Source organism: Thalassobaculum salexigens DSM 19539 (assembly GCF_000423805.1).
GTDB classification, from domain to species: Bacteria; Pseudomonadota; Alphaproteobacteria; order Thalassobaculales; family Thalassobaculaceae; genus Thalassobaculum; species Thalassobaculum litoreum.
This window is the reverse complement of record NZ_KE384095.1, coordinates 198,633-211,497: the sequence shown is the minus strand read 5'-3', so window position 1 is coordinate 211,497 and position 12,865 is coordinate 198,633. Positions and strand designations below refer to the sequence as shown.

Sequence of the window (12,865 nt, the reverse complement as noted above, 5' to 3'; positions counted from 1 at the left end):
GTAACGGTGCTTCGTCATCCGATCTCGGGGGTGATGCTGCATGGCGTCACCCCTTTCCAGTTCTATGACTGCAGGGAGGCGCTTTTGAGCACGATTACCGGGGAAATTCTGATCGGACGTGGTCATCCGAACGACGACGGCATGATGGCGTTCTCGATCCTCGGACGCCTCCAGTTGATCGAAGGTGAGCGGGCGTCGTGGGTGATCGCCTCATCCCAAGAGAAATGGCTTCGCGATTACCGATTCACCACAGCACCGCGTCCGGGACAGATCGCCATGTGCGGACTGATTCTCTCCTGGGTGGTCATCGCGGCCACGGAGGAGGACCGAGACCCGATGCTGACCCGCTTCTGCGACGCGCATGCCGAGGTCCGTGGTGACCTCACAAAGATGGAGAAGACGGACTTCCGTTCGTTCTGGGATCACATGCGGAGCTGGGGGCGCGGTCGACCGCAGAAGGTGATCGCCACGTCTTTCGAGTACGGCACCCTCTCGCACCAGTGCGGTGTGTTCGAGGAGCAGTCGCTGGACTTCGAACTGCTGACCACGATGCGCTCCAGGCTCTACTCGCAGTGGCTGAGCGGGCCTGTCGAGCTTGGTGGGGGTTCACCTATGTCGACACGAGGGTTGGCCGTCTAGGCGGCTTGGAGGGGCTCGTCGTCGACTTCGTCTTCATACGGCAGAGCGTCATACCAAACTGCAATCGCATCACTGATCAGCGCGCCGTACGTCCACCCCGATTTCTCAGCCATCACGGCAATCATGTCGATTGCCCCCGGCTCGACGTTCCTGATTGTCCACTTCATCTGATGCTCTCTCCCGTGTTTGCCGATGTCGGCATGTGACAAGGTTATTTACCCCTGTGTGACACGCGTCCGACGAAACTCACGGCCCGACTGACGCGGTTCCCTAAATACCGGCGAGTACAGCGATGTGCTCTGTTTACCGGAATCGTCATCGGGCCTCTCACAGGCTCGGTGGCGTCGGTGGACATCCCGGTGAACAGGGAGTGCCGCCAGTGCAGTTACGTGGACGACGAGATCGCAGCCCAGACGGTCAGCAGAGACAGTCGAAGGTACATAGGTTCCGCGATCTCGAACCCGACACGGATGCGAAGATTAGGGCGCTTGCCCAACGCTTCGACGTTCCGTTGGGTCGTGTCGTCGACGCTGCCGTCGCTCGTCTCTTCGCCGAGGTCACCGGTCCGGACGATGAAGCCTATTGTGCTACAATAGAGTGTATCGAAGGACCGACATCGAAGACCCTCAGGGCTTTGGTGGAGATGCTCGCTGCCAAAAGTGCAAAGCAGGTTGAGCGTTTCGGCGACCGGGAACCCAGTACTTCAGATTGACGCCATCAACACGATCCTTCTTGGCTGACGGTTGGCTACGACGGCGCCAGGAGACATGGCTTCGACATCATTGACCAGATTGATCGGTTTGGGGTCATCCTCGCCGAGGATTGCCGTACGGCTGATCTGCATATTCTTGTGCAGTTGGATCGCGACCCGAGTTTGGAAATCGTTCACCCCGAATGGTTCCTTAACGGGGATCGACATCGGCAAGTGAAGACCGATTGGGTCCAGCAACTACATCAGGCCGGTACGGACATGTGGTGTTTAGGTCTGCACCGATCGCTTCGAGGACTTGATTCGGCAAAAAGAGGCGCCATCTTTCTTCAATGGCGGGTCGTCATTTTATCCGCTTCATCAAACGTAACCTTAGCGAACTTGATCGATAGCTGATCGAGAACGTTGTTTATAACCCGTTTGGTGGAGCGATGATCGAGTTGACCACCCGTTTCGCGTAGGCTGCCCAGACCCTAGGTTCATAGCCAACGCGCCGTTTTCGAGTGTTCCAAGTTCAATGTTGCTCCACCCGAAGGAGCATTGGAATGAACTTGGAAGTCTCTGAAAAAATCTTGTTCGATTACCTCAACAGCCGAATCAAAAAGGATAAAAAGCAGGCGTTGCTTGATGCAATTGTTGCGTCTGGTTATCCCGCCGATGATCCAATCCGTTTGATTGCAAAAAATTTGCGCCGGTGCGGGAAACACATCACTACCAGACGTGGGAGAACAATAGCCCGCCGGTCTAGGTGCCAGTTGCCGTTCTGTCCATTCTGTTCAAGATGGATTGACAAGAAAGAAACACGAAGATTCCTACAGAAATTGGAAGCTGTTTCGGATGGAAATGCTGATAGTGATGATATGAGCGTTGTTCTAATCAATATGTGTTCGAAAAAAAGGGGCGATTCTTTTGAGTATGAAGCGAAGAAACTTAAGACCAGATTGGATTATCGGATTCGAGTTGACCTACCAGATGTGAAATACTTCGGACATCGAGAGCTAGCTGAAGAGGAAGATGGGTCCCTTCGGCTTCATGCCCATCTGATTTTTTATCATCCCGGAATTTCAAAAAATAATCTGGTTGAAAGTTTGAACAAGACATTCAAACCAACGGGTCGATTGCGCGTATCAGTTTCGGCACAGTCTCTTCATAAGGATAAAGATATGAAGAAGAATGTGGCTCGGATTATCAATTACCAGGTTAAAGGGCGCAAGAGAGTTACGCATAAAGAGTACAAAAGATTGGGGGATTTAGGTTGGTCGTTTATGGAGGAGCTTGTGAAGTTCATACGTTCTTGGGCGACAATGTGGTCTGGTGGACTACGAGGTATTAGAATGCAGAGAGGATTCGATAAACGAGGAAATCCGGAACTGAAATCAGTTAATATAATTACTGATAGTAATAGTATTTCAACAAATACAGTTGAATAGAAATATGAATGGATGAAAAAGCTGGTTGCCGAGTTAACTGCCCTGACCAGCTCCGTGAAAAGTCATACCGTAATGGCAGCTCTACCGCCAGGAAGGTGACGGTAGAGCGTTGGAACACTGACACCCAACCTCTCAGCTACTTCGGACACCGTCAGTGCATCGTCGGTCAGCATTGCCTTCGCCGCGAGGACATCGCGGTCGGATAGGGCCTTTGGTCGCCCACCCGTCCGACCTCGACGACGTGCGGCGTCTAACCCGGCGAGAGTGCGTTCGCGAATCAGGTTCCGCTCGAACTCACCGATAGCACCGAAGATCGAGAATATCAGGCGACCACCACTGCTCGACGTATCGATTGATTCGGATAAGGACTTGAGGCCGACACCCCGTTCGTCGAGATCGGCAACAATCTGAAGAAGGTCCTTGAGGGATCGGCCCAGGCGGTCGAGCCTCCACACCGTGATCGTGTCGCCTGGACGAGCAAAGGCGAGTGCTTCGGTCAAACCAGGTCGGTCTCTTTTGGCTCCACTCATACGATCTTCGAAGAGATGTTCGCAGCCAGCGCCGTTCAACGCGTCACGTTGAAGGTCGGGGTTTTGGTCGACTGTAGAAACGCGACAATAACCTATCTGCATGCGAACCCTCTGAACTGTTATAAATGAAGTGAATCATATCATAAAATCTCTTATACTTCAAATATTAGTTATAATATTGCGACTGTTATTAGGGATTATCTTATCTGAACGCGCACGAGAATTTGCCTCGGCCGCTTTACGTCGGAGGATTGGTGCATGACGTGCGTTTACCAATTGCACATCATTAATAAATCCAAAATCAGCTCGCTTTACTAAGGGTGTGTAATTGGTAAACTCACTCACATGACAAGCGCCGATCAAATGGGCTCACGCCAGGGAAGCTTTGTGGAAACTCCGGTTGGGGGTGAGATCGTCCGGTCCTTCGTTCCCCCGCCTCTTCCTCCGGAACCGCCACTCACACTCACGCCAGCCATTGTGACCCGGCTTGCTGCGGCGGAGAGAGCACTTGGGCGCCTGGACGGTGTTGCGGCCAGACTGCCGGATCAACCGCTGTTCCTGTACATGTATGTCCGCAAGGAAGCGGTTCTTTCGTCACAGATCGAAGGCACTCAGTCGACCCTCGACGATCTTCTTCTATTCGAGATGAATGCTGAGGCGGGACAGCCTGTCGACGATATCCGGGAAGTGTCGAATTACGTGGATGCGATGATGTATGGGCTCGACCGCCTGTCATCACTTCCGCTGTCACTCCGGCTGATTCGGGAGATGCACGAGCGGCTGCTGCGTCAGGGGCGTGGCGGCTCGAAGATGCCAGGAGAATTCCGAACCACTCAGAATTGGATCGGAGGCACGCGCCCTGGCAATGCCATCTATGTCCCGCCTCCAGCGGTCGAGATGAACCAGTGTCTCGATCAGTTCGAACGGTTCATGCACGACGAGACGCCGAATCTTCCAGCGTTGATCAAAGCCGGGCTCCTGCATGTTCAGTTCGAGAGCATCCACCCCTTCCTCGACGGCAACGGTCGGATCGGTCGTCTGCTCGTCACCCTCTTCCTCATCGTGACAGGCGTCATCCGTCAGCCGTTGCTCTATCTAAGCCTCTATCTGAAGACCCACCGCGCCGACTACTACCGCCTCCTTCAGGAGGTGCGGGAACGAGGATCATGGGAGGCGTGGATCGAGTTTTTCCTGGACGGTGTGACCGAGATCGCTAATCAGGCTTTCGAGACTGCGACCGGCATCGACGAGCTATTCCGGACGGATCGAGATCGTATCTCGTCGGAGAGCATTCGGGCCGGGTCGGTCCTGCGGGTGCATGAGGCAATGCAGACCCGACCATTCATTTCCGGACCTGCTGCGAGGGCGGCGACCGGACTGACAACACCAACAGTGAATGCCGCGTTGTCCGACTTGGTAGCAATGGGCATCGTGGAGGAGGTCACCGGCAAGCGCCGAGGTCGGGTATACGCCTACCGTCGATACTTGGCGCTCCTTCACGAGGGGCCATAGGGCGTCTCGAAAACGTCCCGAGCGCAGGGAATGAGAGATTGAGTTTCGAGACACAGTTATGAGAGCTGAAAACCGGTTGATTGGCGCCCGCGACCGGGTGCGTCGTGAGACGTCTCAGAAACGTTGGTTATCAAGAAGCTCTAGATCGGCTTATCGTATTTTCACTTGTCTCTATCAGGACCTTTGGCCGAACTGTTTCGTCAAGAAAGTCCGGTGATTCGCTTCTAAAAAATATGATCGAATCTAGGCTTTCTGGAACATTAGATGAGCTAACTTGAATTTTTTGAGAACAGTTCTCAATCCATATGTCTGAAAGTTGGCTGAATTTCTCCATACCAGCCAATGACACACCATTACAGTTCTGAATTGAGATTGTTTTTACATTCGGAAGAAGATCATACACATCCCCCAATGAAAATCCAGACCCATACTGAACTATTAGTACTTCGCATGAGTCAAACCTTCTAACATTTATACTTTTAGACATGATTTTAAAGTCACTAATAGTGATTCCAGAAAACTTAACCTCCTTAGTTCTATATAAATAATCCCAACCAACGAATGAATCTCCTTCGATAGGGAATCTAATCCAAGCGGAATTGATTAATGCAGAACGAAGCTCGATATCACGTAACTCATTTGCTGTCAGGAACACAGGCTCCGTATAAGACCGGTTCCTTATTCTTGCATTGAGAGCAGTATGCTCAGAGACAGTCAGCTTACCGGAATAATTTATAATACGAATTATATCTTTGTCCGGAAGCTTCTCATATCCGGTCAACAATATGTCCTTTGTTGCAAAATCTTTGTGTCTAGCAAGGAGACTTACCGCTTCGCGGAGCTCATTCTGATCGTATCGAGAGGTCACAACTCCAAAATCGAGAAAATTTGCTAAAACAGATGCAGGAACGGACAGGCATTCGTCGACTTCTCCGGAATCCTGCAGTGGAGCTACTACTCCAAAAATTTCCCTGACGGTTTCGTTAACATTTAATTGATCCTCAGTGAAGCTATTCAACATTGATATTATTTTTAGATATGTTGGCCGAGTGGTTTTCTTCTGAGTTCCATTTTTTACATAATCAAACATTTCTCGTATAAGAAGCGATCCGAAATACGATCCGCCTGCCTTAGTCGACATGCAGAAGTGAAGCGTATTCGTCCACTCATCTCTCAGGATTCTGTCTCGAATCTGCTCGGGCCGTCGAGTTTGAGAAATTTGTTCAGCTGCTAAGAATTCCATAAAACTTCTGTGTATAAAATCAATTCGATTATAGCTTGGTTCGCGGATAATTGAGCATCGATCAATCAAAAACCCTAAATAATCGTCTGCTGTTCCGGATAATTGCTTGTGCTCCATCAACCATCCACTGATCCATTCTAAGACCTTTGATTTATCTACTTCTACCGTTTGATCTCTTTCTCCTTGGTGGACACCTTCCTGCATAATGAGTGCTATATCTTTTAAAAGCTTTGTTCTCAGTTCTACGGTAAAGTTAAAGAATTTCTGTGGAACGCCGATTCTTCTAGCCTCATCCCGGATGGATATCATCAAGCTTACTGAATAATCATAGATTTCCCTTTTGCTGGTGGGAAGGTGACCTCGACTATATAAGAAAGACATGCAAATCAGAGAGCCCAAAAGGGGGGTTCTCGCCAGTTCTTTAATTGGCTTATTCTGATCTTTGAATAGTTCGTCTTTTAAATACTCTGGATATATTCCCACTCTTTCTTGATCTTCAACTCGTAGAAAATCTGGATCAACGCCAGCATACCATTTATCAATAAGGTCAAATATTTCCCCATCATTGAGGGGAGAAACCACAAACTCGAAAAAGTCATCGGGCTTGTTCCACAACTGCCGTGCCTGTTCGTAAAGTTCCCGTGTCTGCAATATATCTGATCGGTATGAACCATCGGAAACATGAACCGCACTTACGTGCCTAGACGTAAGCAGCATACGAACGCTTGGATATTCCGTAGCAATTGACTTCACCAGCGTCCAGACGTCTCTTCTCCGGTTCTCAGGAACTTCGTCTAATCCATCAATCAATAGAATGACTTCTACGCCCTTGGTCATTACCGATCTAATCCAAGAGACAGGCATCGCTGGACGAAGTGAATCGCTGGGAAGCGTATTAAATATTACATCTCTTATGGTGTATGATTGCGTACCAAGTTGTTCAAGTCGACGAAGAGGAATGTAAATCGGAAAAAATTTGAGCTTAGATGGGTTATCTTGAAAATCGTTGAACGGATCACAATTCCAAATTATCCATTGAAGCAATGTCGTTTTACCACAACCAGCAGGACCGCGTACTATAATTCTTCTACAATCTCTTATAATTTCGGAAGCACCAAAAGACTCTTCTGATTGTCCTGAACTTTTTCCGAACTCTACATCTATTCCCTTCAGGTATAAGCTAATATAAGAGTCCATTATTTTTTGATGAAATTCTGGTTTTTTTGTTATCATCTCCAATCCATTAATATAGGTATCTTTTGTTCTCTCCCTCAACTCATAGAAATATTCTTTCGAAAACTCGTCAACAGGGCTGCTTGTGACCGCACTACCATATTCGGGAAGGAATTGATTCCATTTTTCGCAAATAGATTCTATTTTGTCTAACTTATCCTTTACCTCTGACATGCTAGTATTAAGTGCGAACGTTGCAGTTGCTTGATTTGCAAGAAGACTTCTACGAATTAATCTTACGATATCGTCTAATATTTGCTGATATTTTTTAGGATTAGACCGCCATTCGGATATGTGAATGCAAGCCCTGAAGTTATTCTCTAACGCCTTATTATCTAGTCGCTCCTCCAAAAAAATATTCCGAAACAGTGGATTCAAAACTCCTCCCGAGAACGTTTTCTCGGGGCTCAGAAATAGATGAACACTTCTCTCTGAAGAATATTTATCTAGTATTTGCTCTACTACTCCTGAAAATACATGATCAATTTCTGCTGCTGACAACGGCCCGCCAAAAAATAGAGCCGGCACAAGCCTTTTGAGCCGATCTGGTGCACGATCTTTCGCCACCCCAAACAAAAAGTTCGCGACTACACCGCCACCAATACCCGCTACCACAGACATATTTGTCAGTCCCTACCGATTTATTAATTTTCTTTACGCATCTTTCACTTGGAACATCAGAACCGCTATAGCTAGACAGCTGCCTCACAAAGGTATCTTTTGAGGATTTTCCGCGTCATTGCCCCACTACGGTGAATGAGAGACTATTCTGATTGGCAATGCAACCAGAAGGACGCTGTACGGACGTGTAGTTGCATGAAATCTGAGCTGGATCGCCCTAACATTCGTTAGGCATCCTTATCGTCCACGAAGCTAGATCGTTCGCCTAGAAGAAGGTGTTCAGGTGTTCTGCGGGGCTTTACTTTGAGAATAGATGCGGCAACCCAACCCTCGCTCCATGGCTCGGGTTTGTAGCAGTGTTGGCTACACCGTCGTGTTGTCCCGATCCAATTTAAGCAGCCGGTATGCAGATCACTCAAACTACTCGCGGCACCTTTCGGGCGAGCAGACGCCCCCAGCTGACGTTAAGCCTGTCGTAAGCAACCCGGTGCATGCTTCGACGACCGATCGAATTCGATTGGAAGCTCTCGACGGAATTGTCACAATCCCGCTTTCCACTGGTAGCCCCGTGGTAGCCGCGGGTCCCCCGGTGGGGGACTGATACACCGTCGATGTGCAGGAAAATTGGAGCGGGCGATGAGATTCGAACTCACGACCCCAACCTTGGCAAGGTTGTGCTCACCCCGGAGCTAGTACGGTACTGGCGGGAATCAATCTAGCGGCTGCCAACCAATTTAGTTGGGCGATCCTGCTGATCTTTGCACGTGGATAGTCCGGCGACATTGTCCTTCGACCCTGACCCATGCGTTCTCGATATAGGTCGTTTTCGACGCAGCTCTGCCGCCGCCTAAGTTGGAAAGATGGCATCGGTCGCTCACTGGCTGATGACAGGGTGTCACTTAAATCGAGAGTAAGCAGAAACGTCATCTGGGTACGTCTTTCCAAATTCAGTGAACCGATGATCACCGCTGCTGATCACCTGAACGATCTTCTCAGGAGATACGTTCATCCGAACGCAAATGTCTGAACCTTGATAGTAGTCAATTAAACCCTTGTCGGCACAAAACCGATTTATCATTTTTCCTGAAATACTACGTATCTTTGTGTTTTCAATTTCCTCTCCACATGTCAGAAGGACTTCAACAATGCGAGGGGTCCCAATCGACTTAATCTTTTCAGAAAGTTCGCCTCGCAGACACCAGTATGTTGACTCGCCGCCCCAGCTTCCAACTAACAGATTAACGCTATTTGAATTGGTCTCAAATGGGTCGGTGGTGAACCATACCTGGTTGTCACGATGCCCATAATTCTGGCTGCCTAATGGCGTATCTTGCAAGATTTGAACCCGCTCCTCAGAACTCAGATACCCAAGATCAACGAGAATCTGCGTTCGTTCGGATAAGAAATGAGGAGTGGATAGAGTGAATCCTTCCGATTTAATCCTCTCAATTTCTTCATCTATTAATCGCGTATAATGATAACAATTAATATTATACCCATCGAGGATATCCGATAGGACCAGTGCTATTTCTTCGATATCGTTAAAATACTTGTTGCCATTCTGTTTAATGATAAGCTTTTCTATATCGCTATCGACATCTAAACTTTCTAGGTAACGCTCATACTCCCAATATCGACGAAAATAGCCTTCCTTCTCGTTAAGAAGGTCCATTATTGGTTCAGGGTACGTGTTGGGATTCCAGAGCTTAATCAACTGCGTTCCCTTGTGCTCAATGCGATCTGGCACTGGGATTGGATGTCATGTACCCAGAGAGGGGCTTCCGGAGTTTTGTTCTGCGACACTACCGATACGGCACCAAAGCCGCCTGCTCCGGATTGTACCGGTAGCTCGCGATTGAGCCATCCCTGATCCGGTCCACCGCTTCGTCAATCGCGTACAGCGGGACCAGGAACCACTCGCGTGGGATGATCGGGTGTCCGAAGCGGTCAATGACCTCGATATCCAGCCGGGCCGGTTCGAAGATGCGGTGGATCAGGTTCTCCAGCTTGCTCCGATTGATGTTGTAGAGTTCGTAGGTCGCAACGACCTCGACCTCGGCCATCAGAAATGTCGGATCGAGCTTGGCGTTCGCGATGCGTCGCTCGACCTTCCCGCTTGTCACGCCGATCTTGTGCAGCACGTCGCGGTTCTCGGCGACCAGGGGGAGGGAGGACTTACTCCGCAGAACGTAGATCGTTCCGCTGGCCTCGTCCCCATCTGCGGTCTTGTTTGCGAAGAGTGGACCGGCTGTCGGCTCGGTGATCCGCCTACCGGCATCGTCCTTATGCAGGGCACGCTGAAGCGAACGCATCAGCATGTTGCTCTCGGTGCCGTTGTCGAAGATCACACGCATCCGGGCGTCCCGGTCTCCGTACTCCTGGGTGAAGGTCTCGCCGATTTCGGCGATGTACGCCTTCTGTCCGCCCAGGATGAAGAAGCGACCTTCCTCGATCTCGGCCTTGCGTTCGAACGGGCGTGTCTCCCTCAAGCCGGTGTCGAGTTCTTTTTGGACCTGTTCGAACAGCGGCTTGAACGTCTCGAAATCCTCACATCGTTCCCGATTGGCGATTTCCTCGGCGGCCCGCTTGTCCGCGACAGATCGGACGTGCTTCAGCTCCGTCAGGTCGGAACCGTCTGCATCGATCCCCAGCTCCGCCAGAAGGGCGTCATCATCGAGTTCATCGGCTGCGGCTTGAGGGGCCGCCGCCACGTCGCCGAGAAGACCCTGATGGTCTAGCGGTTCGACCAAGGCACGGCAGTCTGACTGGTCGCGGATGCGGTCGAGGCGGACGGCGTAGAGACGCTCGAAGATGTCCCGTCCCTCTCCGTGCTGGGGTGCATACCCATGCTCCTCGAAGAACCGCTGTATCTCCTCGAAACCGGCAATGATGCGTTCTTCGCGAGGCGTGTGGGTAGCGGTCTGCTCCGCTTCGACTTCGACGCCCAGTTCGGCCAGGAGGGCATCGTCTTCGTCCGTGAATCCCTTAGCCATTGGCGGCTTCCTGCTTCATGCGAGCGAGGAACGCTACACCCTCGGCCATCCGCTTTTCCCAAGCATCCGGAGACGTGATGGACGGGAGCCGTCCGCGTTCCTGCTTGAATTTCAGAGCCCTCTTGGCCAGATCGCGAGCTTCTTCCGGCGTGAGTTGAACCTTCTTCGCCGAGATGATGGCTGCAACCTGCTTCAGGCTCTCCTCGCTCATGGTCTTGGCCAGGATCGCATAGGCTTCGCTGAACGGGTTGATCCGGTCGATCAGATCGATATCGAGTTCCGTGACGCTGAGTGCGAACTTCCGAACGCCCTGGATCAGGGCGTTGTTCCCGGTGCCTTCGGAAGAGCCCTCTTCGAGGGCCGCCTCCTTGGCCTTTTGGGTGAGGTTCAACGCGGCGATGGCATGCTGCCGTACGGCTTCCTGATCCTCGTCGTCGAGTTCGGGGTACCGGTCTTTGATGATCTTCCCCATCCGAACCTGGGTCAGCTCCTCGGGAACAAGCTCCTCGTCGAAGAGGCCTCGCTCGACCGTGGTCTTGTCCTGGACGAAGGCCGCGATCACCTCATTCAGGTCCTCCTGACAAATTCGTTCGGCCTCTTTGCTTTTCGGTTCCGCGAGCCCCTTAATCTCGATCTGGAACCGACCGCTCGCTTCGTTGAAGCCGACATTGCATTTGTCCGGGTCGTAACCGCCTTCGCCGTAGTCGAAGCCATCCTGCGGGCCGCTGTCCTTGTTCTTGGGGGTGAAGTTGAAGCGGGGAGCAAGGACCTGTTCCATCAGCAGGCTCGCGGCTATGGCCTTCAGGGTGTCGTTCACGGCCTCGGTGACGGCATCCTCGGCGGCATCTGGCTCGGCGATCAGGTTGGTGAAGCGGGCTCGTGTCTTGCCCTCCGCGTCACGGGTCGCACGGCCGATGATCTGAACGATTTCGGTCAAGCTCGACCGGTAGCCGACCGTCAACGCGTGCTGGCACCAAATCCAATCGAAGCCCTCCTTGGCCATGCCGAGGGCAATGATGATGTCGACGTGGTCGCGGTTGCCCTTCTGAGTCGGGTCCTTCAGTGCTGCCGAGACCTTGTCCCGCTTGGATGGGTCGTCGTCGACCAGGTCGGCGATTCGCAGCACGCGACCGTCGGACGTCTTGACGAGCTGGAACCCGGTGGCGGGGTCGGTCCCCAGCCAATCGCCGAGTTCCTCGATGATGTGCTCCACCTCCCTGATCTTGTCCTTCGTGCTTTCACGCGAATTGACCGACGGGATGTGGACGATGGTCTTCTCGTCCGGATCGAGCACCTTGAGGATGTCGTCAGAGTATGAGCCTGTGTAGAAATAGTAGCCGATATCGAGCGTCTTCAGGTATTTATACCCATTGAGCTGCTCATAATATGTGTAGGTCACCGTATCGAACCGTGCCTCGTCGTGCGGCATGAGGACGGGTTCGGCGTCGCCTCGGAAGTACGAGCCCGTCATGGCGACGACATGCACCTTGTTCCTGGCGATCAGGTCGGCGAGCTGAGCTCCGAGTTTGTTGTCCGGATTTGCTGAGACGTGGTGAAACTCATCCACCGCGATCAGACAATCGTCGAAGGCTTCGACGCCGAACTTCTCGACCGCATTTCGGAAGGTCGCGTGCGGGCAGACCAGAACCTCGTCCTCCCCCTTCAGGAAGGCCCCGAGGGAGTCCGCCTTGCCCCCTTCCGAGCCGGGGGCGTTGCACAGGTTCCATTTCGGCTCGACATGCCAGTCGGCCCAGAAGCCGTCCTTACTCAGCGGCTCGTCCGCGAAGCTCGATCCGATGGATTTCTCCGGTACGGTGATGATGGCCTTACGGAGCCCCTGATTCCGCAATTTGTCGAGAGCGATGAACATGAGGGCTCGGCTCTTCCCGGAAGCCGGTGGCGACTTTATCAGGAGATACTGCTCACCTCGTCTCTCGAAGGCACGTTCTTGCATG

At 51.7% G+C, this 12,865-nt stretch carries 10 protein-coding genes; 3 read left to right on the top strand and 7 right to left on the bottom strand.

The window, feature by feature from the left end; genetic code table 11:
- The first annotated feature begins 6 nt into the window (after nt 1-6).
- Nucleotides 7-639: a hypothetical protein gene (locus tag G578_RS0121365; RefSeq protein WP_156907428.1), complete on the top strand. Its 633-nt coding sequence runs from the start codon at nt 7-9 to the stop codon at nt 637-639.
- Here G578_RS0121365 and G578_RS29765 read toward each other — a convergent pair.
- Together G578_RS29765 and G578_RS0121355 are read right to left on the bottom strand one after the other, a co-directional pair.
- Nucleotides 636-806 carry a hypothetical protein gene (locus G578_RS29765; RefSeq protein ID WP_156907427.1) on the bottom strand — a complete coding sequence of 57 codons (171 nt, stop codon included), beginning with the start codon at nt 804-806 and terminating at the stop codon, nt 636-638. The two genes, G578_RS0121365 and G578_RS29765, sit on opposite strands and share 4 nt — an antisense overlap.
- Nucleotides 807-1,342: 536 nt before the next feature.
- On the bottom strand, nt 1,343-1,528 hold the full coding sequence (locus G578_RS0121355) for a hypothetical protein (protein ID WP_156907426.1): 186 nt from the start codon (nt 1,526-1,528) through the stop codon (nt 1,343-1,345).
- Between the two features lie 365 nt (nt 1,529-1,893).
- Between G578_RS0121355 and G578_RS29760 the strand changes: the two genes are divergently transcribed.
- Complete coding sequence (locus G578_RS29760) at nt 1,894-2,778, top strand: hypothetical protein (protein WP_156907425.1); 885 nt, start codon at nt 1,894-1,896, stop codon at nt 2,776-2,778.
- A 62-nt stretch (nt 2,779-2,840) separates the two neighbouring features.
- Here G578_RS29760 and G578_RS29275 read toward each other — a convergent pair whose 3' ends face one another.
- Nucleotides 2,841-3,410 carry a recombinase family protein gene (locus tag G578_RS29275; protein WP_084619101.1) on the bottom strand — a complete coding sequence of 190 codons (570 nt, stop codon included), beginning with the start codon at nt 3,408-3,410 and terminating at the stop codon, nt 2,841-2,843.
- A 243-nt stretch (nt 3,411-3,653) separates the two neighbouring features.
- On the opposite strand from G578_RS29275, the gene G578_RS0121350 reads away from it, so the two are divergent.
- On the top strand, nt 3,654-4,820 hold the full coding sequence (locus G578_RS0121350) for a Fic family protein (RefSeq protein WP_028795959.1): 1,167 nt from the start codon (nt 3,654-3,656) through the stop codon (nt 4,818-4,820).
- 130 nt (nt 4,821-4,950) lie between these two features.
- Here the strand turns inward: G578_RS0121350 and G578_RS29270 are convergent, their stop codons facing one another.
- The 4 genes from G578_RS29270 to G578_RS0121330 form a co-directional block, all read right to left on the bottom strand.
- Entirely contained in the window at nt 4,951-7,917 is a 2,967-nt protein-coding gene (locus G578_RS29270) for an NACHT domain-containing protein (RefSeq protein ID WP_084619167.1), read from the bottom strand.
- A gap of 895 nt (nt 7,918-8,812) precedes the next feature.
- On the bottom strand, nt 8,813-9,589 hold the full coding sequence (locus G578_RS29755; RefSeq protein WP_156907424.1) for a hypothetical protein: 777 nt from the start codon (nt 9,587-9,589) through the stop codon (nt 8,813-8,815).
- Nucleotides 9,590-9,719: 130 nt separating this feature from the next.
- Nucleotides 9,720-10,910, bottom strand: coding sequence for a GIY-YIG nuclease family protein (locus tag G578_RS0121335; protein ID WP_028795958.1), 1,191 nt, complete (start codon nt 10,908-10,910; stop codon nt 9,720-9,722).
- Entirely contained in the window at nt 10,903-12,780 is a 1,878-nt protein-coding gene (locus tag G578_RS0121330; RefSeq protein ID WP_425425917.1) for a pseudomurein-binding repeat-containing protein, read from the bottom strand. Before G578_RS0121330 ends, G578_RS0121335 begins: the two co-directional genes overlap by 8 nt.
- Nucleotides 12,781-12,865 lie beyond the last annotated feature (85 nt).